This is a genomic window from Planomonospora parontospora (assembly GCA_014647935.1).
In the GTDB taxonomy this organism is placed as follows: Bacteria; Actinomycetota; Actinomycetes; order Streptosporangiales; family Streptosporangiaceae; genus Planomonospora; species Planomonospora parontospora.
This window is the reverse complement of the sequence record BMQD01000001.1, coordinates 520,438-540,422: the sequence shown is the minus strand read 5'-3', so window position 1 is coordinate 540,422 and position 19,985 is coordinate 520,438. Positions and strand designations below refer to the sequence as shown.

Sequence of the window (19,985 nt, the reverse complement as noted above, 5' to 3'; positions counted from 1 at the left end):
GCAGGCGGGACGGCAGGATCACACCAGCCGCTGCTGGACCGCGAAGCCGAGGCCGTCGACGGCCAGTTGCGGGTGGGTCAGGTCCACTCCGGCCCCCGGTCCCGCGGGCGCGACCCAGCTCACGGTGACGTAGTGGCCCAGGGCCCTGGCCTGGGCCCAGCCCCGGGCGCCGTCGAACGCCTCGGGGAGGCCGGACGCCGGCCGGACGAAGCCGTCGCGGCCGAGCGCTGTGACGAGCCGGTCGGCGGCGGCGGAGTCGGCCAGGTTGAAGATGAGGAACTGCCCGGCGATCCGGCCGTCCGCCGAGGTGTAACCGGCCCGCAGTGCCTGGGTGCATCCGGCGACGGCCGCCTCGGCGCTCCCCCACACGGCCGAGGCGCAGTCGGCCAGGGACTCGGGGCTTCCGCCCGCCAGTGTGATCCCGCCGGAGGCGACCTGCCCGGCGGGGAAGACCTCGGCGGCGGTCAGCGGCTCCGGGTCGAGCGCGCGGGTGGCGATCGGGGCGTAGTGGGCGGTGTTCAGCTCGCTCCGGAAGGTCGTCGGCCGCACGCCGGCCTCCTCGCGCAGCAGCCACCAGGACGCCGTCCCGGCGGCGGCGACGACGGCTGCGGCGGCCACGGCGATCCACTTGCGCATGGGCACCGAGCTTACCGGGGTGCGGGCGGCCTGCGGCGGCGGTCCGCGGACGCCTCCGGACCGGGCCGCCGGCGGGCCCGTCCGCTCGCCGTGCCGCGAGAGGCTGGCCCACCGCGACCGCTGCGGCGACGGGAGGCCGGAGCCGTCGCGACGATGCGCCGTCGGGAAGCAGGCGCCACCGCGACCGCTGCGGCGGCGGGGGCCGGCCCACCGCGACGACGCGCCGTCAGGGAGTCGGCGCCACCGCGACGACGCGCCGGAACACGGCCTTCTCCGCGCCCCTTACCGCCAGGGACAGGGAGACGAAGTCGTCCTTGGCGTCGGGTTCGGCGCCGTCCGCACGCCCGATCCAGACCAGCCCGGCGTAGTGCCCCATCGCGTGGCCGCTGCCCTCGCTGTGCCCGTCCGCCGTGAAGAGCGGCCGGGCCGGATCCACCGGCCGGACCCAGCCGCCCCGGTGCAGGGTGGCCAGAGAGCTCACCAGCCCGTCGGCGGAGGCGGCGTCCCGGAGCTTGAACAGGGTGTACTGGGCGACGTAGCGCCGGTCCGCGCTGGTGTAGGTCCCCCGCAGGGCCTGGGTGCACCCCGCCTGGGCCAGCCGGTCCGTCAGGGTCCGTCCCCACACCGCCTCGGCGCAGGCGACGTCGAGCTTGGTGCCCGTCAGCCTCAGCGTGATCCGCCCCTCCGTCAGGGTCTTCTCGGCGAAGACGTCCTTCAGGGGCAGCAGCAGCGGGTCGGCCTTGCTCTGCGCGATCGGCGCGAACACCTTCGAGGAGGGCCAGCCCCGGTAGGCGGCGGGCCTGGGCTGGGACGCGGCGGTCCCGGTGTCGGCGGCGGGCGGCTCGGGCACGTAGTCGTTGCCGATGGCGGCGATGGCGAGCAGCAGCGCGCCGATGACCGCCGCCGCGGCCGCCGTCCAGGCGCCGCCCAGCACCAGCTTCTGCTGGACGGGACTCAGGCCCCAGGCCTCCAGCCGGCCGAGGATCCCCTCCGGCTCCTCGGCGGAGTCGCGTCTCGGGGACGGCTTGGCGGACCGCTTCGCCGAGCGCATCGCCGAGGAGCGCCGCCCGGAGGCTCGTTCGGCGGTGCCCGGCTCGGCCGAGGCGGGCTCGGCGGGGGCGGGGGCGGGTTCCACCGGGGCGTGTCCGGCGGCGGGGTACTGCTCCGCCGGATACGGTGCGGCCGGGGAGTACGGTCCCGCGGCGGGGAACCGCTCCCCCTGCGGGAACGGCGCGGCCGGAGGGCGCCGCTCCGCTGGAGGCGCCGCGGGAGGCCCCGCGGGACGCTGCCCGGCGGGGGGGTGCTCGGCAGGGGGGTGCTCGCCGGGGGCGCGGCGGCCGGAGGTGCGGCGGCGCTTGCGGCCGGGAGCCGGAGTCGTCACAGTGCCATCCCCCCCAGGAGGTTGCCCAGGCCGAACGTCAGCGCCGCGGCGATCGAGCCCACCGCGAACTGGCGCAGTCCGCTGTACCACCAGCTGCGGGCGGTGACCCGCGAGACCAGAACGCCCGCGCCGAACAGGGCCAGGCAGGAGACCACCGCCGAGACCACCAGGCTGGTGACCCCCAGGAGGTACGGCAGGAGCGGCAGGAGCGCGCCCACGGCGAAGGACAGGAACGACGAGACGGCGGCGACCCACGGTGACGGCAGGTCGTCCGGGACGACGCCCAGCTCGGCGCGGGTGTGCACCACCAGCGCCCTGCCGGGGTCGCGTGAGACCTGCCGGGCCACCTGTGCGGCGAGCTCGGGGTCGATCCCCTGCGCCTCGTACATCTGCGCGAGCTCCTCCTCCTCGGCCTCGGGATGGCGCTGGAGCTCGCGCCGCTCGACGTCGATCTCGGCGAGGGCGAGCTCCCGCTGGCTGGCCACGGAGACGTACTCCCCTCCCGCCATGGAGAACGCGCCCGCCGCCAGTCCGGCGATCCCGGCCAGGATGACGACCCCCGTGTCGTCGCTGCCGCCGGCCACCCCCGCGATGAGGGCGAAGTTGGAGACGAGCCCGTCCATCACGCCGAACACCGACGGCCGGAGCCAGCCGCCGTTGACGTCGCGGTGCTCGTGGTGGATCTCGGCGCGCTTGCGCGAGCCGTCGCCGCTCACGATTTCTCTTTCTCCCGGCCGGCCTCCCCGCCGGACTCCCCGGCCGCCTCTTCGGCGGTGTGGCCGGTGACCGGCGCCGCCGGGGACCTCCCGGGCTTCTGCGTCCCGCCGCTCTCCTCGTCCTCGTCGGCCTGGTCGGAGGGGTGCGCCGGGTCGACCGGGTCCTCCGGGTCCTCGGACCCGTCCCGCTCTCCCGACGCCGTCGCGAGATCGGCCCGCTCCGCCGGATCGCCGGCGGAACCGCCGTCCTCGTCGGCCTCGTCGGACGGGTGCGCCGGGTCCGCCGGCTCCCCACCGGCCGCCGCGGCCTCCGCGTCCGCTCCGGCCCCGGTCCCGACCAGCTCCTCGTCGGTCCTGTTCCGGGCCCACCAGAAGTAGGCGAGCGCGGCGAGGAACAGGACGATCGAGGTCCACTGGTTGAGCCGCAGACCCAGGATGTGGTGGGCGGTGTCGACCCGCAGGCCCTCGATCCAGAAGCGGCCGACGGTGTAGCCCGCCACGTAGAGCGCGAACACCCGGCCGTGCCGTAGGGCGAACCTCCGGCCCGCCCAGATCAGCACGAGGGCCAGGCCGAGGTCCCAGATCGACTCGTACAGGAACGTGGGGTGGTAGGTGTCCTCACCCGGCACCGTGCCCGGCCGGTCGGGGTCGATCTCCAGGCCCCACGGCAGGTCGGTGGGGCTGCCGAACAGCTCCTGGTTGAAGTAGTTGCCCCAGCGCCCGATGGCCTGGGCCACCGCGATGCCGGGGGCGACGGTGTCGGCCACCGCGGTCAGGGAGATCCCCCTGCCGCGGCAGCCGAACCACACGCCCAGGGCGCCGAGCGCGACCGCGCCCCAGATGCCCAGCCCGCCGTTCCAGATGAACAGCGCCTCGATCGGCTCATTGGGCGCGTCCGGCGCGAAGTAGAGCTGCCAGTCGGTGATGACGTGGTAGAGGCGCCCGCCGACCAGGCCGAACGGCACGGCCCAGACGGCGAGGTCCACCATTGTGCCGGGCTCGCCGCCACGGGCGCGCCAGCGGCGTTCGCTCATGATGACGGCGACGATGACGCCGAGCACGATGCACAGTGCGTAGGCCCGGATCGGGATTACGCCGAGGTGCCAGACCCCCTGGGAGGGGCTGGGAATCGAGGCGAGGGGCATGTCAGGTGACGTTACCGTGTCACGCGCTACTTGGCGGCATCGAGGATCGCCTGGCGCAGCTGCGACGGGTTGAACGCCTCGTTGCCGAGCGCCGTCCCGTTGAGCTTCAGCGTCGGCGTCCCCTGGATCTGCGCGCTCTCGATCTGCGCGTTCGAGTAGTCGGCGTGCGCCTTGGCGTGCTGCTGCGAGGTGACGCACTGCTCGAAGCCCGGGGCGGTGACCCCGGCCTCCTTGCCCCACTCGACCAGTTCGCCGGTCTTGAAGCCCTCGACCGTCTCCGGGGGCTGCTCCTCGAAGAGCTTGTCGTGGTAGGCCATCCACTGCCTGCCGTCGGGCACGCAGCGGGCCGCGGCCCCGGCGCGGACGGAGTTGTCCCGGACGACGCCCTCACCGAAGATCGTGATGGGGTGGTACACCACCTTGACCTTGCCCTCGGCCGCCAGGTTCTTGACGGTCGGGCCGCTGGTCTTGTCCAGCTCCCGGCAGATCGGGCACTGGAAGTCCTCGTAGACGTCCAGCACCGGCTTGTCCACGCCGGCCTTGGCCATGACGACCGATCCGTCGCTCTGGACGGTGATCGGAGCCAGCGCCGTCGTGGTCTCCTCGGATTGACCGCTCTGGATGGAGTACCACCAGCCCGCGCCGACGGCGGCCAGCGCGACGACCACCACGGTCGCGATGGTCGTCATGCGCTTGCGCTGCTCCTGCTTCCGCTCCGCCTCGCGCTGCGCCTTGATCCGGTCACGGGCCGACTGGTCCCGTGCGGCCTTGCCCATCAGTGGTTCTCCTTCTGCAGGGGTTCGCCGTCGTCGCCCTCGATGCCGTCGCCCTCGGCGCCGTCGGTGTCGTCGGTGTCATCGGTGTCGTACGAATCGGGCTCCCGCGCGGAGGTGACCCCGAGCACGGAGTCCAGCGCGAACCGGCCCGGCGGGAACCAGGCGATGACCACGCCGAGCGCGAACAGGCCGAAGTCCCGCAGGATGTCGACGAGGTAGCTGGGCTCCACGCCGGCCGCGAGCTGGCCGCCGCCGCCGAAGCAGCCGCAGTCGATCCGCAGCCCGCGCGCCCAGGCGGAGGCGATGCCGATCACGAAGGCCAGCATGAGCAGCGCGGAGATGACTCCCGCGACCCGCGTGAGCAGCCCGACGACCAGCAGCACCCCGACGACGATCTCCATGATGGGCAGGCCGTAGCCGACCACCGTGGCGAGCGATTCCGGAAGCAGGTCGTACGCCTTGACCGCCTGGACCGACAGGACAGGCGTGCCGATCTTCCCCCAACCGGCGACGATCAGCACACCTCCCAGCACCAGCCGCGAGGCGGTCGTCACCCAGGGTAGCGCCGAACGGACGGCACGCGGCCCTGGGGACGCGGTCTTGTCAGAAGTCACGAGCACCATCGTCTCCTATTCCGGGTTCCGCCGTGACGGTCCTCCACGGATCTTCCGGATGTCCCGGGAAAGCCCATCATGAGCTCCATAAGCACTGTATAAGTCCTGGACATCGCCTTGATCGCGGGCCCTGCCCCGAGCGGCTCCGGTCCCGGGCTGGCGATCGGGACCGGTGGGTCCGGACGCCCCGGTCTCCCGTCCGGGAGGCGCCGGACGCGCCGTGCCGGACCAGGAGGTTCAGAACACGCCGGGGCCGGACGCACCGCGTCGGGCGAGCCACGGCGGACGCGGAAAAGCGGCCGTCCCGGCGGACGGCCGCTCTTGCGGGCCGGAGACTCCCGGACGGGTCAGCCGCGCACGCCCGCCGCGAGTTCGGCGCCGAGCTCGCGGACCGCCGCCAGGCCCGAGGCCTCGTCGGCGGCGTCCAGGAGGCGGCGGATGAACGCCGAACCCACGATCACGCCGTCGGCGTAGGCCGCGACCTCTGCGGCCTGCCGGCCGTTGCCGACCCCCAGCCCCACGCAGACCGGCAGGTCGGTGTGGGCGCGGGTCCGCTCGACCAGGCCCTGCGCCGACGAGCTGACCGACTCGCGGGCACCGGTGACGCCCATCAGCGAGGCCGCGTAGACGAAACCGGTGCAGCACTCGACGACGGCCTTGATGCGCTCGTCGGTGGAGCTGGGCGCGACCAGGAAGACGGTGTCGATCCCGGCGGCGGCACTGGCCTCCCGCCAGGGACCGGCCTCCTCCGGGGTCAGGTCCGGGGTGATGGTGCCCACGCCGCCCGCACTCGCCAGGTCACGGGCGAACCGCTCGGCCCCGTAGCGGTCGATCGGATTCCAGTAGGTCATGACGAGGGTGGCCGCGCCCGTCTTGGCCACGCCCTCGACCGTGCGCAGCACGTCGGCGATGCGGGTGCCGTTGCTCAGCGCCCGGTGCACCGCGTCCTGGATGGTCGGACCGTCCATGAGCGGGTCGGAGTAGGGCAGGCCGATCTCGATCACGTCGCAGCCCGCCTCCACCATGGCGGTGGCGGCCGCGATCGCGCCGTCCTTCGTCGGGAATCCGGCGGGGAGGTATCCGACGAGGGCTGCGCGGTCGTCCGCCTTCGCCTTGGCGAACACCGTCTGGAGAGTCGTCATGTTGGGTTCCGTTGCGGATCGGGGCCCTGGGCCCCCTCCGGACCGGGCCGGAGGGGAGGCGGGTCGGTCGTCAGAGGTCGAAGTACTTCATGGCGGTGCCCATGTCCTTGTCGCCGCGGCCCGAGAGGTTGACCAGGATGGTCGCCTCGGGGCCCAGCTCGCGGCCGAGCTTGAGGGCTCCGGCCAGGGCGTGGGAGGACTCGATCGCCGGGATGATGCCCTCGGTGCGGGCCAGGAGCGCGAAGGCCTCCATCGCCTCGGCGTCGGTGACGCCGTGGTAGACGGCGCGACCGCTGTCCTTCAGCCAGGCGTGCTCGGGGCCGACGCCCGGGTAGTCGAGCCCGGCGGAGATCGAGTGCGACTCGATCGTCTGCCCCTCCTCGTCCTGCAGGACGTAGGTGCGCGAGCCGTGCAGCACGCCGACCGAGCCCGCGGTGAGCGTGAGCGCGTGCTCTCCGGTCTCCAGGCCCCGGCCTCCGGCCTCGTAGCCGTGCAGCGCGACGAGGCCGGAGTCCTCGATGAAGGCGTGGAAGATGCCGATCGCGTTCGAGCCGCCGCCGACGGCCGCGCAGACGGCGTCCGGCAGGGCGCCGGTCAGCTCCAGCATCTGGCGGCGGGCCTCGACCCCGATGATGCGGGCGAAGTCGCGCACGATCTCGGGGAACGGGTGCGGACCGGCGATCGTGCCGAACAGGTAGTGGGTGCGGTCGACGTTGGTGACCCAGTCGCGGAACGCCTCGTTGATGGCGTCCTTGAGGGTCTGGCTGCCGTTGGTGACCGGGACGACCGTGGCGCCGAGCAGCTTCATCCGCGCCACGTTCAGCGCCTGGCGCTCGCAGTCGACGGCGCCCATGTAGATGACGCACTCCAGGCCCATCAGGGCGGCGGCGGTCGCGGTGGCGACGCCGTGCTGACCGGCGCCGGTCTCGGCGATCACCCGCGTCTTGCCCAGGCGCTTGGTGAGCAGGGCCTGGCCGAGCACATTGTTGATCTTGTGTGCGCCGGTGTGGGTCAGGTCCTCGCGCTTGAGGATGATCCGGGCGCCGCCCGCCTGCTCGGCGAAGCGCGGCACCTCGGTGAGGGTGGTCGGCCGTCCGGCGTAGGTGCGCAGCAGATGGTCGAACTCGCGCAGGAAGGCGGGGTCGTTCCTGGCCCGGTCGTACTCGGCGGCGACCTCGTCCAGCGCCGGGATGAGCGCCTCGGGCACGTAGCGGCCGCCGAAGATGCCGAACTTGCCCTGGGCGTCCGGGTCGTCGCCGTGGACGCCGTGGCCTGCCAGGTCCGCCGCGGTGAGGATGGGCTCTTGCGTCGCTGTCACTTGTCTTACTGCCCCTCGGGTCGGGATGCGGGGTGGGCTCCGGCGGTGACCAGGTCCACGACGGCGGCCCGGGGGTCCTTGCCGGTCACCAGGCTCTCCCCGACCAGGACGGCGTCGGCGCCGGCCCGGGCGTAGGCGAGCAGGTCGTGGGGGCCGCGCACACCCGATTCGGCGATCTTGATGATGCCGTCGGGGATCTCCGGCGCCAGCTTGGCGAACACCTCCCGGTCGACCTCGAGGGTCTTGAGGTTGCGCGCGTTGATGCCGATGATCCGGGCTCCGGCGTCCAGCGCCCGGTCGAGCTCCTCGGCGGTGTGCACCTCCACCAGCGGGGCCAGGCCGATCGACTCGGCCCGCTCGATGAGGGAGACCAGCGCGTTCTGGTCCAGCGCGGCCACGATCAGCAGCGCCAGGTCGGCACCGTGGGCACGGGCCTCCCAGAGCTGGTAGGAGGTGACGATGAAGTCCTTGCGCAGCACCGGGATGTCGACGACGGCGCGCACGGCGGCCAGGTCGTCGAGGCTGCCGCCGAAGCGGCGCTTCTCGGTCAGCACGCTGATGACGTGCGCGCCGCCGGCCTCGTAGTCGGCGGCCAGGGCGGCCGGGTCGGCGATCGCGGCCAGCGCGCCCTTCGAGGGACTGGAGCGTTTCACCTCCGCGATGACGGCCACCTGGTCGCCGCCGAGCGCCTTGTAGGCGTCGCGGGGCGCCGGCGCCCGCTCGGCCCGCGCCTTGAGCTCGGACAGGGCCACGGCCTGCTGCCGTTCGGCCAGATCGGCGCGGACGCCGTCGATGATCTCGTCCAGAACGCTCATGAGGCCTCCCCGTGAGGCCCGGAGGCCACGTCCGTGATCATCCCCGCACCCGTGGTCCACTCGCTCACCGGGCCCCCTCCGTCGCCCTCGTTCGCAAGCTGCTGCGTCTGGTGGCTCGCTCGCTCCGCTCGCTCACGGGTCAGGTCCCTCCCGATCGATTGCCCTTGTCCTGCCGATGCTATCGGCCTTGCCGAGGTCACCCCGCCACCGGGTGACGGGCGTGGTCGCTATGGCGCCAGGAAGTCCCCGAAAGGTAGATTTCGTCCTATCCAAAAAACGATCATCACGCCGAGCAGCCACCACGCGTGCACGGGACGGAGCCCCGCCGCGCCGAACGGCAGGCCCCGCCAGGACCGCACCGCCCAGCGCACCCAGAGTGCGGCCAGGAGCGGCGCCGCGGCCACGAGGAGCGGGTTGAGGCCGAGGGCCGCGGCGGGATCGCCGTGGGCGAGCGCGTGCACGGCCCGCAGGCCGCCGCAGCCGGGGCAGTAGAGCCCCGTCAGCGTCAGGAAGGGGCAGGAGGGGTAGTGTCCGGGCTCGTTCGGGTCGACCGCGCCCACCAGGGCGAACGCGGCCCCCGCCGCCAGCGCCGCGCCCAGGGGCGCCGCCAGGGCCCGCACCCCGGACCGCCGCGCGCCCGCCGTCTCCTCAGTCACCCCGCCCCGGCCTCCCCGCCGTCCCGGCCCGCCCGGGTCCTCCGCCGGCCGCCGTCCGTCACCCGGTCACGATACTCAACGCGCGCGGGGACACCCGTCAGCACACGCGGGTGTCCGTGCACGAGGATGTCCGTCAGAGGCCGTAACCCGAGGTGGCGGCGACTCCCAGCCCCCACCAGCCGAGCATCAGCGCGAAGACGAGCAGGAGGAGCCACCCGACGATGCCGAAATAGGACAGGATCAGGCCGGCGATGCCCAGGCCGCGCCCCTCCTCGCCGGTCCGCTTGATCTGGTTCAGCGAGACGTGCCCGAGCACGATGCCCACCAGCGAGGTGACGCCGCAGGTGAAGAGCCCGATGATGCCCATGATCAGTGAGGCGATCGCCATGCCGTTGTTCCCGCGGGGCGGGGGCGGCCCGCCGTAGCCGTAGGGGTCGTAACCGCCTCCGGGCGGCGGCCCGCCGTAGCCGCCGGGAGGACCGTATCCTCCGGGAGGCCCGTAACCGCCCGACTGATTCCCGTAGCTCATGAATCACTCCCCTTTATCCGAGTTGCAGGCGGCAACCTAGCGACAACGTACCTGTTCCAGGCGGGTACGGCCGCCCTGTGGGCAAGTTGTGATCCGGCGATCGGGGCGATCCGGACGGCCCCGGTCAGCGCTCCCCGCGCACGGGCTCGCCGACCTGCGCCGACAGGCGATTCGGACGGCCGCGGTCAGCGCTTCCCGGGCACGGGCTCCTCGGCCGGGTCCCGGCCGGCGCTGGCGGACGATCCCGCGACCGGGTCTCCGGACGCGTCGCAGACAGGGTCGCCGGCAGAGTCGCCGGACGGATCACCGGCCCGGTCGTCCGGCCGGGCGCCGGCAGGGCCGTCGGTCGGGCCGTCGGTCGGGTCGGTCCCGCGGTCGATCGCGTCCCACAGCGCCCGCTCGGTGACCGGGCCCGCGGCGGGGCCCGCCGTACCGGGCGCCGGGCGGTCGTACCGGTCGGACATGCCGGGCCACCGGCGGCCGCGCAGCGCGGCCGCCGCTCCGGCGGCCACCAGGACCAGCCCGCCCGCCGCCGCCGTCAGCGGCCAGATCCAGTGGACGGTCCAGGAGGCCGAGGCGGCCAGGGCGCCGGCGCCCCCGCCGACGACCGCCTTCCCCTCCGACGCGGCGGCGAGCGCCTCCTCCCCTGTCGCCAGCAGGGCGCCCGCGGCCGCGCCCGCCCCGCAGAGGGAGATGACCGCTCCGATGACCGCGCGCAGCGCGCCTCGCGTGGCGAGCACGGAGACCACCGCGGCGAGGGCGGCCAGCGCCACCGGGCTCAGGAAGGGCGCGAGTTCGCCACCCGGCAGGGCGAGCGTCTCGGGGCCGGCACCCGGGACGCCGCCGACGTCCCGGGTGGCCCAGTCCTGCGCGGTGACCGGCAGGACCAGGCCCGCGGCCGCCGCGCTCACGGCCGCCCAGGTCCACAGCTCCCGCCTGGCGTTCACGCCGGGGCCACCGTCAGCTCGTCCGCGTCGAAGCAGGTGCGGTCGCCGGTGTGGCACGCCGCGCCCACCTGGTCGACCTTGAGCAGGATCGTGTCCCCGTCGCAGTCCAGGGCCGCGGACCTGACGTGCTGGACGTGGCCGGAGGTGTCGCCCTTGACCCAGTAGGAACCGCGGCTGCGCGACCAGTAGGTGGCCCGGCCGGTGGTGAGCGTGCGGTGCAGGGCCTCGTCGTCCATCCAGGCGAGCATCAGCACCTCGCCGGTGTCGTACTGCTGGACGATGGCGGGCACCAGCCCGTCGGCGGTGCGCTTCAGCCGGGCGGCGATGGCGGGGTCAAGGGACATGCGGCAATTGTGCCGCAGCCGGGAGCGTGCGGCGGCCCGCGCATCACCGCCGGACGGTCCGTCCGCCACCCCGGAACGGCCCGCCCGGCCCGACCGGAACGGCCGACCGCCCACCCGTCCGCCGCACCGGGCGGCCGCCTAGCGCACGCGGTCGTCGTCCAGCACGTCGGCGGCCTTGACCACGATCTTCGGGTCGGGGGTCCCGACGATCTCGTGGTCCTTGTTCTCGTACTCGAACAGGCTCAGCACGTGCCGCATGGCCTCGATCCTGGCCCGCTTCTTGTCGTTGCTCTTGACCACCGTCCACGGCGCCTCGTCCGTGTCGGTGTGCAGGAACATGTCCTCCTTGGCCTCGGTGTACCCGTCCCACTTGTCCAGCGACTCCAGGTCCATCGGCGAGAGCTTCCACTGCCGGACCGGGTCGACCTGGCGGATCAGGAAGCGGGTCCGCTGCTCCTTGCGCGACACCGAGAACCAGAACTTCACCAGGTGGACGCCGTCGCGGACCAGCATGCGCTCCAGCTCGGGGGTCTGCCGCATGAACTCGAGGTACTGCTCCGGGCTCGCGAAGCCCATTACCCGCTCCACCCCGGCGCGGTTGTACCAGGAGCGGTCGAAGAAGACCATCTCCCCCGCGGCGGGCAGGTGGGCGACGTAGCGCTGGAAGTACCACTGGGTGCTCTCGCGCTCGCTGGGCTTCTCCAGCGCGACCACGCGCGCGCCGCGCGGGTTGAGGTGCTCCATGAACCGCTTGATCGTGCCGCCCTTGCCCGCCGCGTCGCGTCCCTCGAACAGGATCACCAGCCGGCCGCCGGTGTCCTTGATCCAGTACTGCAGTTTGAGCAGCTCGATCTGGAGCAGCCGTTTGACCCGGTCGTACTCGTCCCGGGTCATGCGCTCGTCGTAGGGGTAGTGCTCCCGCCAGGTGTCCACGGGACTGCCGTCCCGCCGCCTCAGCACGGGATCGTCGTCGTCATCGTCGTCGACCAGGAAGTCGTCCAGGTCGTCCATCAGATCACTTTCGGCCACGGCCGAGCGCACTCCCGGGGGCAGCAGGTTCGCGTCCATACCCGCCCTCTGCCACCAGAAGCACGCTTTAACCCTGAGATATGTCCCTTTTATGGGGGTTTATTTCGCTGGCCGCCCGCCGTACGGCCGCCGGTTCACGACCGGGCGGCCGACACCCAGGACGCGTGCAGGTCGGCGTAGACCCCGGGCCGCGCCACCAGCTCGGCGTGCGGCCCGCGCTGGACGATCCGGCCCCGGTCGAAGACCAGCACCTCGTCGGCCGCCTCCGCGGTGGACAGCCGGTGCGCGATGGAGACCGCGGTACGGCCCCGCGTGACGCCCTCCAGCGCGCGGGCCAGCCGTACCTCCGTCGCCGGGTCCACCGCGGAGGTGGCCTCGTCCAGCAGGAGCAGGTCGGGGTCGGCGAGGTAGGCGCGGGCCAGCGCGACGAGCTGGCGCTCGCCCGCCGAGAGCGACTCACCGCGCTGGCCGACCGGGGTGTCCAGGCCCGCGGGCAGTCCTTCCAGCCAGTCGGTCAGGCCCAGCTCGGTCAGGGCAAGCCGGATCTCCTCGTCGGTCGCCGGCGGGCGGCCGAAGCGGATGTTGTCGGCCAGCGTGCCGTCGAACAGGAAGCCGTCCTGCGGGACCATGACGATCCGCTCGCGCAGCGAGGAGAAGCGCACCCTCCGCAGGTCCTCGCCGTCCACGGTCACCCGCCCGGAGACGGGGTCCATCAACCGGGTGAGCAGTTTGGCGAAGGTCGTCTTGCCGGAGCCGGTCTCCCCCACCACCGCGATCCGCGAGCGCGGCGGGATGTCGACCGAGACGTCGCTCAGCACCGCGGGCCCGCCGGGGTAGGTGAAGCCGACCTCCTGGAAGGAGACGGAGATGGGCCCGCGCGGCAGGTCGACGCCGTCCTCTCCCGGGTCGGCGACGTCGGGCGGGGTGTCGAGCACGCCCAGGATCCGCCGCCAGCCGGCGATCGCGTTCTGCGCCTCGTTGAGCACCTCGGTCGCGATCTGCAGCGGGGAGATGAACAGCGTGATCAGGAAGAGGAAGGCGACCAGCCGCCCCTCGGAGATGTCGCCGTCCACGCCGAGCCGCACGCCGAGCAGCACCACTCCGGCCACCGCCACGGCGGCCACGATCTCGGTCAGCGGGAAGACGGTCGCGACGATCTTCTGGGTGCGGGCCTGGGCGGTCTTGTTGGCCTCGATCGCGGTGTCCAGCCGCTCGGACGTGCGGGTCTCGGCGCCGTAGGCGCGGATCACCGCCGCGCCGACGACCGACTCGCCGACCGCGGAGAGCATGTCGCCGGTCCGCTCGCGGACGCGGGTGTAGGCGGCCGACAGCCACCGCTGGAAGCGCGGCATCGCGGCCATGAGCGGCAGGAAGCAGAACCAGACCAGCAGTCCGAGCTGCCAGGAGTAGACGAACATCAGCACGCTGGCCACGAGCAGCTGGCCCAGCGCGACGATGATCATCAGGCCGCCCCACTGCATGAAGGCGCTGATCTGGTCGACGTCCCCGGTGACCCGCGAGACCAGCGCGCCGCGCCGCTCGGAGTTCTGGGTGAGCACCGACAGGTCGTGCACGTGCCGGAAGCCGCGCACCCGGAGCGTGGCCAGCGAGGACTCGGTCGCCTTGTAGAGGCGGACGTTCATCAGGTAGCCGCAGAACGCGGTGAGCAGCACCGCCGCGGCGCAGACCGCCACGACGGCGCGGATGTACGCCACGTCGGGCACGGGGCCCTCCAGGCCCCTGTCCATGGTCTGCTGCACGGCGATCGGCACGATCACCTTGCCGACCGTGGCGAGCACCGCGAGCGCGAACGTGCCGCCCAGTCCCTTGCGGATCTCGGGGGTGAGGGACAGCCCGTGCCGCACGGTCGCGATCGCGGACCGCTCGACGCCCCGCAGGCCCTGGGTCCCGGGGGTCTCCTGGAGTGTCGTCACGCGCTGATCTCCTCGTCGGTGCTGATCTCGTCGGCGCCGAGGTCCCCGCCGGGCCTCCCGGCGGCCTCCCCGCCGGTCTCCTCGTCGGCTCCGAGCGCCTCCCGCTCGGCCTCCTCGCGCTCGTAGGCGGTGACCAGGTTGCGGTATCCCGCGCAGCGGGCCAGCAGCTCGTCGTGCGGGCCGCGGTCGACGACGCGGCCGTGCTCGAGGTAGACGACCTCGTCGGCCAGGGCGATGGTGGCCATCCGGTAGGCCACGACCACCACGGTCGAGGCCGCCGACGTGGCGGCGGCGTCCCGCAGGCCGTACAGGATCTTCGCCTCCACCTGGGGGTCGACGCTGGAAGTCGCGTCGTCCAGGACGAGCAGCCTCGGGCGGCGGACCAGCGCGCGGGCCAGCGCCAGGCGCTGGCGCTGGCCGCCCGACAGGGTGGTGCCGCGCTCTCCGACCTTGGTGTCGAGCCCGGCGGGCAGGGCGCTGACGAAGCCCTCGGCCTGGGCCAGGCGCAACGCCGCCCAGACCTCCTGGTCGTCGACCGGCAGCCCCAGGGTGATGTTGCCGCGGACCGTGTCGTCGAACAGGAACGTCTGCTGCGGCACCAGCGCCACCACGTCGCTGACCGCGCCGCGCGCCGCCTCGCGCAGGTCCGTGCCGTCGACGAGCACGGCCCCCTCCGCCGGGTCGACGAGCCGGACGAAGGTCTGCACGAGCGTGGACTTGCCGGAGCCGGTGGGTCCGACCAGGGCGGTCGTACGGCCCGGCTCGACCTCGAAGTCCACCCCCGACAGGACCGGGACGTCCCCGTAGGCGTAGCCGAGGCCGCGCACCTCCAGCCTGGCCGGGGCGTCCCCGGCCAGGACGGCGGTGCCGTACTCCATGGAACCGGTGGCCGACAGCACCTCCTGGACCCGCTCGTAGCCGACGACTGCGCGGGGCAGCTCGGCGAGCACCCAGCCGAGGGCGCGGATCGGGAAGGCCAGCAGGGTGAACAGGTAGGCGACCTGGACCAGGGTCCCGGCGGTGATCGCGCCGCCCTCCAGCCGGGCCGCGCCGACCAGCAGCACGGCCAGCACGCCGAGGGTGGGCAGGGCCTCCAGCATCGGGTCGAACAGCCCCCGCACGCGCCCCACCGCGATGTTGGCGTCGCGCAGCCGCTCGGCCCTGGCCCGGAACCTGGCGGTCTCGGCGTCCTCCCGGCCGAGGGTCTTGACGACCAGCGCCCCGTCGAAGCTCTCGTGCGCGATCTCGCTGACCTCGGCGCGCAGCTGCTGGGCGCGGGTGGCCAGCGGGCTGAGCCTGCGCTGGTAGACCAGGTTGAGCAGGGCGATGGCCGGGAAGACCAGGAAGCCGACGAGGGCGAGCGGCAGGTCGGTCAGGACGAGCGCGACCGCGGCGGTGACCAGCATGACGACCACGCCGACGGCCATCGGCAGCGGGGCCAGCGGCGCCCAGGCGGCCTCGGCGTCGGCGCTGGCGTTGGAGAGCAGCTGACCGGTCGGATGCCGGTGGTGCCAGGCCAGCGGGAGCCTGAGGTACTGGCGGGTGACGTCCCGCCGGGAGCGGGCCTGCATGCGGTACTGCATGACGCCGGCGAAGAACCGGCGGCCGGCCACGCCCAGCGCCTTGAGCAGCGCGGTGCCGACGATGAGGAGCACGCCCGCCACGAGCGTGCCGGTGCCGACCTCGCCCTGGCGGAACGCGGGCAGCACGACGTTCTCGGTGGCCCAGCCCAGTGCCCACGCCGACGCGACCGTCATCGCGCCGTAGACGGAGCTGGCCAGCACCGCGGCGGTGAAGACCGCCTTCTCCGCCCGGATGGCCACCCCCAGAACGCGGAGCCCTTTGCGCATGACGGCGGACGTCACCTTGCTCGCCACTCGGAGGGTGTCCTTTCGCTGGAGATGTCGTTACCTATGTGACTATCACGCCGGACCGACACGTTATTCCCGCCGCAGCCGCCCTTCCATGATCGGCGGGTCGGCTCCTCGCCCGTTGCTCGCGCAACGGCCTTGTTAGGATCACACCATGAACCACGCCCGTGCCGAACGCGCTGAGCTCAGCGACCTGCTCGTCCGGCTCGGCCCGGACGCCCCCACGCTCTGCGAGGGCTGGACCGCCTTCGACCTCGCCGCCCACCTCGTGCTGCGGGAGCGCCGCCTCGACGCCGCCCCCGGCATCGCCCTGGCCCCGCTGGCGGGGTACACCGCCCGGGTGCAGGGGTCGCTCAAGGCCGATCACGGCTTCGGCGGGCTGGTCGAGCTCGTCCGCTCCGGGCCCGGCGGCGTCTACGGGCTGGTCCCCGGCCTGGACTCCGCCGTGAACACCATGGAGATGTTCGTCCACCACGAGGACCTGCGCCGGGCGCAGCGCGTGTGGGAGCCCCGCGAGCTCCCCGCCGACCTGGAGGAGCTGTTCTGGAAGCGGGTCCGGGCCGGCCGGGGGCTGTTCCTGCGCAGGGCCCCGGTCGGCGTCGTCCTGCACCGGATCGGCGGCGGCGTCGCCCTCGGCGGCGCCAATGAGGGTCCGAAGGTCGAGGTGACCGGCCCGGCCAGCGAGCTGCTGCTGTTCTGCTTCGGCAGGCAGGCCCACGCCAGGGTGAGCCTCAACGGCGACGAGGGCTCCGTGGCCCGCCTGATGGACGCCTCCCTGGGCGTCTGAACGGCCTCCCCGCGGCGGGGGACCCGGATCCGCCGGACCGCCTCCCCCGGACCCCGCGGCCGGGGACCCGGAATCACCGGGCCCCGGGCCCGGACCCGGCGGGCGGGGACCCGTAGCCACCGGGTGCCGGGCCCGGAGCCCGCTCCTGCCGTGACCCGCGGGCCCGGCGCCGTTCCGGGCCGCCGGCCCGCTGTCCGGAACCGGACGGCCGACCCCGTTCCCGCGACCCGAGCCGGAGATCCGTCCGCTGGTCACGGCACCGGCCCCGGCTTCGCGATCCCGCCGCCGCCGGTCGCCCTTCCGCCATACCTTGCACTCCGGGTTGGACAACGGCGGCGCTCCCTGCGCACCATGACGGGGAGGGGACCGACCATGCCAATCCTGCGATCCGGCCATGGCTCGCCCCGGCGCGCCAGGTATGATCATCAAGATCCGGGAGCCACCCGGGCCGAAGATGCCAGAGATCCTTAAAATCAGGGTATATACGGCTGGGAATGGAACTGCAGGAGGCCCCCATGCAGGTCAAGAAGATCGCCACCTACGCAGCGGTGGCGTTCGTGGCCTTTTATCTGTTCAGCCGACCCGCCGAGGCCGCCGCAGCGGTCAGCGGGGTCTTCGACGGCATCATCGAGGGGGCCGACCGGTTGGCCCTGTTCTTCACGAACGTACTGAGCTGACCGCCGGCGAAGGTCCGCTTCGCCCCGATCCTTTTCGCTCCTCCCCGCGCTCCCGAACGGTTCCATCCGGGAGCGCGGCACCCCGAACCCCGTGACGTCAGTCGCCGTCCCCGTCGTTGTCCGTCTCGCCGTCGTTCTCGACGCCGGGCGCCGAGGTCTCGACCACGTCGGGGCTGTCACCGTCGTCATCACCACCGCCGCCGCAACCACCGAGCAGTCCGGTGAGGGCGGCCATCGCCAGTGCGGCCGCCGCCGTCCGCCGGGCAGATGTTCCGAGCATTCCCGACCTCCTGGTCATCTCACTCTCCGTCGTCTCACGCGGCGCACCGCCGCGCCGTGCGTGAACCTCTCCCCGTGCCGCCGACGATCAAACACCGGCCTCGCCGCGGCCCTGCGCTCCTGCGGCGGCCACCGGCAGCGTGACCCTGCCGACCGGATGCCGACCGGATGCCGACCGGCGGGACGGCCCGGCTCACCCGGCCGTCTCATCGGGGACGTCGGCGGCGGGCAGCGTGAAGTGGAACCGCGACCCCCCGCCCGGGTCGTCCTGCACCCCTATCGTGCCGCCGTGCCGCTCGACGATGCGCTTGCAGATGGCCAGGCCGAGCCCGCTGCCGCTGTAGGAGCGGCCCTCGTGGGCCCGGCGGAAGCTCTGGAAGATCGCCTCGTGCTGTCCCGGCGGGATCCCGATGCCCCGGTCGGCGATCTCGACGCGGACCCAGCCCGGCCGCTCGACCGCGGAGGTGACGGTGATCTCCGGCCGCTCGCCCGGGGCGGTGTACTTCACCGCGTTGCCGATCAGGTTGTCCAGCAGCTGGCGCAGCAGCACCCGATCGGCCCGGACCGCGGCCAGCTCGCCGATGTGGAACACCGGGGCCCGCCCCCGGGCCGCCGCCTCCGGGAGGTCGCCGCGGGCCGCGGCCACCTCCCGCACGGCGCGCCCGAGGTCGACCGGGACGGGGGTGATGGGCGCGTCCCGCGCGGCGGTGTGCGCCAGCAGGTCCTGGATCAGCTCCCGCATCCGCGCCGAAGCCTGCCGGATGCGGGCGACGCCGTCACCGGCCCCGTCCGGCGCGACGCCTCCGGGGGCCGCCTCGGCGGCGTCGGCCAGGATCTCCGCCCAGCCGTCGATGGTGCCCAGCGGGTTGAGCAGATCGTGGGCCACCACCCCGGCGAAGGCCGCCAGCTCGTCGCGGTGCCGCCGCTCGTCTGTGACGTCGTGGAAGACCACGACCGCCCGCGGCGGATCGGAGGGCAGCCGGGTGGCGCTGACGTTGAGCATGCGGTTCCCGGCCGCGCCCGGGAGGCGGAGCAGCACGTCCATGCCGCGGACCTCGTGCCCGGCCAGGGCCAGCCTGTACGGCAGCTGCCGCCTGCCGACGGGCGTGCCGTCGGGATGCAGCAGCTCGCAGGCGTCGGCGACGGTCAAGGGGCCGCCGGCGCCCAGCAGCCACCGGGCGGCCGGGTTGCTCATGACGAACCGCCCGGCCTCGTCGACGACCGCCAGTCCGTCGTGCATCGACTCGACGATCGCCGAGAGCATCCCGGCCTGGGCGATCACCTCTTTCTCGGCTGCGGCCCGCTGCCGTTCCAGCTCGTCGCGTTCGTCCCGGCCGAGTGCCAGCGCCAGGCCGACCACGGTGATCACCCCGACGAAGACCTGCGCCACCAGCACCCGGGCCACCGGCGAGGCGGCCGTGGTGAACGGACCGCTGCCGTACACGGTGAAGACGATCGCCACCGTGCCGGTGACCAGGCTGTGCAGGGCCACGAGAGCGGTACTGAAGCGCACGGCGGCCCAGACCGTCACCGCGATCAGCAGGAACGCCAGCGGCAGATCGTGGCTGACACCGAACGTCACGAGGTAGGCCGCCGCCGATGCCGCCGGCAGGACGCAGCACTCGGCGATCCGCCGGCCGCCGGCCCGGTCCGCCGCCTCCCGCACCGCCCGCCACGGTGCGGCCCGCCGCCGGGCGCGGGCCCGCCGGTCGAGCAGCCGCCCCAGGCACAGGCCCAGCGCGGGGATCGCCGTCATGCTCACGACGTTGCGCGCCCACCACGCCACGGCGCCCGGGACCGACCACCGGCCGGTGAGCACCCCCAGGACGGTGGGGACCACCAGCGCGCCGACCGCCGCCCCGGCGGCCGCGGCCGCCAGCAGGCCCCACAGATGCCGCACCCGCTCGAAACCTCCCCACGGGCGGGAGGTCCGCAGATCCGGGCAGGCCGAGATGATCACCTTCAGGAACACCAGGATCTGCGCCAGGTTCACCGCGGTGAAGAAGACGGCGGACGGGAGGGCCGCGCCGGTCAGCAGGTTGACGACGAGGAAGATCGCCACCATGGTCAGCGCGTCCAGCCACCGGGACCGCTCGTGCCGCTGCACCAGCAGCCACAGCGCCCCCACCCCGGCCGCCGGCCACACCAGGCCGAAGACCTCCCCGCCGGCCAGCTCCAGCCGCCCGGCCAGCATCGCGACCACGTGCAGCACGGCGAACCCCGCGGTACGGCGCAGCGCCGCGCCCCTACCGGACATCAGCGGGCCGTCCGCGATGCGGGTCCCTCACGACCGGCGCCACCGCACCGGCCGCCGCACCGTCAACGTCGTCACAGACGTCTCATCCCCGCTGAGGCGGGGTGCTATCCGACTCGATGTCCGATATCCACC

At 73.6% G+C, this 19,985-nt stretch carries 20 protein-coding genes; 2 read left to right on the top strand and 18 right to left on the bottom strand.

The window, feature by feature from the left end; genetic code table 11:
- Positions 1–18 precede the first annotated feature (18 nt).
- The 16 genes from IEZ07_RS02455 to IEZ07_RS02380 all read right to left on the bottom strand — a co-directional run bounded on the left by IEZ07_RS02455 (position 19) and on the right by IEZ07_RS02380 (position 15,832).
- On the bottom strand, positions 19–636 hold the full coding sequence (locus IEZ07_RS02455) for a hypothetical protein (protein ID WP_191893246.1): 618 nt from the start codon (positions 634–636) through the stop codon (positions 19–21).
- A gap of 226 nt (positions 637–862) precedes the next feature.
- Positions 863–2,017 carry a hypothetical protein gene (locus tag IEZ07_RS02450; protein WP_191893245.1) on the bottom strand — a complete coding sequence of 385 codons (1,155 nt, stop codon included), beginning with the start codon at positions 2,015–2,017 and terminating at the stop codon, positions 863–865.
- Positions 2,014–2,733 carry a VIT1/CCC1 transporter family protein gene (locus tag IEZ07_RS02445; RefSeq protein ID WP_204054223.1) on the bottom strand — a complete coding sequence of 240 codons (720 nt, stop codon included), beginning with the start codon at positions 2,731–2,733 and terminating at the stop codon, positions 2,014–2,016. The genes IEZ07_RS02450 and IEZ07_RS02445 overlap by 4 nt, the downstream gene beginning before the upstream one ends.
- Positions 2,730–3,878: a prolipoprotein diacylglyceryl transferase gene (lgt, locus tag IEZ07_RS02440; protein ID WP_191893244.1), complete on the bottom strand. Its 1,149-nt coding sequence runs from the start codon at positions 3,876–3,878 to the stop codon at positions 2,730–2,732. The genes IEZ07_RS02445 and lgt overlap by 4 nt, the downstream gene beginning before the upstream one ends.
- Before the next feature lie 26 nt (positions 3,879–3,904).
- Positions 3,905–4,654 carry a DsbA family protein gene (locus tag IEZ07_RS02435; protein ID WP_191893243.1) on the bottom strand — a complete coding sequence of 250 codons (750 nt, stop codon included), beginning with the start codon at positions 4,652–4,654 and terminating at the stop codon, positions 3,905–3,907.
- Complete coding sequence (locus IEZ07_RS02430; RefSeq protein ID WP_239319319.1) at positions 4,654–5,208, bottom strand: MauE/DoxX family redox-associated membrane protein; 555 nt, start codon at positions 5,206–5,208, stop codon at positions 4,654–4,656. Before IEZ07_RS02430 ends, IEZ07_RS02435 begins: the two co-directional genes overlap by 1 nt.
- Positions 5,209–5,615: 407 nt before the next feature.
- A complete protein-coding gene (trpA, locus tag IEZ07_RS02425) occupies positions 5,616–6,410 on the bottom strand; it encodes a tryptophan synthase subunit alpha (protein ID WP_068894114.1) in 795 nt (264 codons plus the stop codon).
- A 70-nt stretch (positions 6,411–6,480) separates the two neighbouring features.
- On the bottom strand, positions 6,481–7,689 hold the full coding sequence (gene trpB / locus IEZ07_RS02420) for a tryptophan synthase subunit beta (RefSeq protein ID WP_239319374.1): 1,209 nt from the start codon (positions 7,687–7,689) through the stop codon (positions 6,481–6,483).
- Between the two features lie 44 nt (positions 7,690–7,733).
- Positions 7,734–8,543, bottom strand: coding sequence for an indole-3-glycerol phosphate synthase TrpC (gene trpC / locus IEZ07_RS02415; RefSeq protein WP_068894115.1), 810 nt, complete (start codon positions 8,541–8,543; stop codon positions 7,734–7,736).
- A gap of 227 nt (positions 8,544–8,770) precedes the next feature.
- The gene (locus IEZ07_RS02410) at positions 8,771–9,199 is read right to left on the bottom strand and encodes a DUF2752 domain-containing protein (protein WP_239319317.1); all 429 of its coding nucleotides are present in this window, start codon (positions 9,197–9,199) and stop codon (positions 8,771–8,773) included.
- Between the two features lie 133 nt (positions 9,200–9,332).
- Positions 9,333–9,728, bottom strand: a complete 396-nt coding sequence (locus IEZ07_RS02405; RefSeq protein ID WP_191893240.1) for a DUF4190 domain-containing protein — start codon at positions 9,726–9,728, stop codon at positions 9,333–9,335.
- Between the two features lie 185 nt (positions 9,729–9,913).
- Positions 9,914–10,675, bottom strand: coding sequence for a Trp biosynthesis-associated membrane protein (locus IEZ07_RS02400; protein WP_191893239.1), 762 nt, complete (start codon positions 10,673–10,675; stop codon positions 9,914–9,916).
- Entirely contained in the window at positions 10,672–11,019 is a 348-nt protein-coding gene (gene hisI / locus IEZ07_RS02395; protein WP_191893238.1) for a phosphoribosyl-AMP cyclohydrolase, read from the bottom strand. The genes IEZ07_RS02400 and hisI overlap by 4 nt, the downstream gene beginning before the upstream one ends.
- A 138-nt stretch (positions 11,020–11,157) precedes the next feature.
- On the bottom strand, positions 11,158–12,087 hold the full coding sequence (gene ppk2, locus IEZ07_RS02390; RefSeq protein ID WP_191893237.1) for a polyphosphate kinase 2: 930 nt from the start codon (positions 12,085–12,087) through the stop codon (positions 11,158–11,160).
- A gap of 95 nt (positions 12,088–12,182) precedes the next feature.
- A complete protein-coding gene (locus IEZ07_RS02385; protein WP_191893236.1) occupies positions 12,183–13,982 on the bottom strand; it encodes an ABC transporter ATP-binding protein in 1,800 nt (599 codons plus the stop codon).
- Entirely contained in the window at positions 13,979–15,832 is a 1,854-nt protein-coding gene (locus IEZ07_RS02380) for an ABC transporter ATP-binding protein (RefSeq protein ID WP_191893398.1), read from the bottom strand. Before IEZ07_RS02380 ends, IEZ07_RS02385 begins: the two co-directional genes overlap by 4 nt.
- A gap of 175 nt (positions 15,833–16,007) precedes the next feature.
- On the opposite strand from IEZ07_RS02380, the gene IEZ07_RS02375 reads away from it, so the two are divergent.
- Both IEZ07_RS02375 and IEZ07_RS02370 read left to right on the top strand, forming a co-directional pair.
- On the top strand, positions 16,008–16,640 hold the full coding sequence (locus IEZ07_RS02375) for a TIGR03085 family metal-binding protein (RefSeq protein ID WP_191893235.1): 633 nt from the start codon (positions 16,008–16,010) through the stop codon (positions 16,638–16,640).
- 494 nt (positions 16,641–17,134) lie between these two features.
- Positions 17,135–17,317, top strand: coding sequence for a hypothetical protein (locus tag IEZ07_RS02370; RefSeq protein ID WP_153054047.1), 183 nt, complete (start codon positions 17,135–17,137; stop codon positions 17,315–17,317).
- 97 nt (positions 17,318–17,414) lie between these two features.
- On the opposite strand, the gene IEZ07_RS02365 is transcribed toward IEZ07_RS02370, so the two are convergent.
- Positions 17,415–17,597: a hypothetical protein gene (locus tag IEZ07_RS02365; protein WP_068894121.1), complete on the bottom strand. Its 183-nt coding sequence runs from the start codon at positions 17,595–17,597 to the stop codon at positions 17,415–17,417.
- 192 nt (positions 17,598–17,789) lie between these two features.
- Positions 17,790–19,853, bottom strand: a complete 2,064-nt coding sequence (locus IEZ07_RS02360; RefSeq protein WP_191893234.1) for a sensor histidine kinase — start codon at positions 19,851–19,853, stop codon at positions 17,790–17,792.
- Between the last annotated feature and the right edge of the window lie 132 nt (positions 19,854–19,985).

What these genes read in the sequence shown, in the direction of transcription:
- IEZ07_RS02365 (WP_068894121.1), bottom strand. Translation starts at nt 17,597, where the DNA reads ATGCTCGGAACATCTGCCCGGCGGACGGCGGCGGCCGCACTGGCGATG.
- hisI (WP_191893238.1), bottom strand. Translation starts at nt 11,019, where the DNA reads ATGTCCCTTGACCCCGCCATCGCCGCCCGGCTGAAGCGCACCGCCGAC.
- IEZ07_RS02405 (WP_191893240.1), bottom strand. Translation starts at nt 9,728, where the DNA reads ATGAGCTACGGGAATCAGTCGGGCGGTTACGGGCCTCCCGGAGGATAC.
- IEZ07_RS02360 (WP_191893234.1), bottom strand. Translation starts at nt 19,853, where the DNA reads ATGTCCGGTAGGGGCGCGGCGCTGCGCCGTACCGCGGGGTTCGCCGTG.
- ppk2 (WP_191893237.1), bottom strand. Translation starts at nt 12,087, where the DNA reads ATGGACGCGAACCTGCTGCCCCCGGGAGTGCGCTCGGCCGTGGCCGAA.
- trpA (WP_068894114.1), bottom strand. Translation starts at nt 6,410, where the DNA reads ATGACGACTCTCCAGACGGTGTTCGCCAAGGCGAAGGCGGACGACCGC.
- IEZ07_RS02455 (WP_191893246.1), bottom strand. Translation starts at nt 636, where the DNA reads ATGCGCAAGTGGATCGCCGTGGCCGCCGCAGCCGTCGTCGCCGCCGCC.
- lgt (WP_191893244.1), bottom strand. Translation starts at nt 3,878, where the DNA reads ATGCCCCTCGCCTCGATTCCCAGCCCCTCCCAGGGGGTCTGGCACCTC.
- trpC (WP_068894115.1), bottom strand. Translation starts at nt 8,543, where the DNA reads ATGAGCGTTCTGGACGAGATCATCGACGGCGTCCGCGCCGATCTGGCC.
- IEZ07_RS02370 (WP_153054047.1), top strand. Translation starts at nt 17,135, where the DNA reads ATGGAACTGCAGGAGGCCCCCATGCAGGTCAAGAAGATCGCCACCTAC.
- IEZ07_RS02380 (WP_191893398.1), bottom strand. Translation starts at nt 15,832, where the DNA reads ATGCGCAAAGGGCTCCGCGTTCTGGGGGTGGCCATCCGGGCGGAGAAG.
- IEZ07_RS02435 (WP_191893243.1), bottom strand. Translation starts at nt 4,654, where the DNA reads ATGGGCAAGGCCGCACGGGACCAGTCGGCCCGTGACCGGATCAAGGCG.
- IEZ07_RS02375 (WP_191893235.1), top strand. Translation starts at nt 16,008, where the DNA reads ATGAACCACGCCCGTGCCGAACGCGCTGAGCTCAGCGACCTGCTCGTC.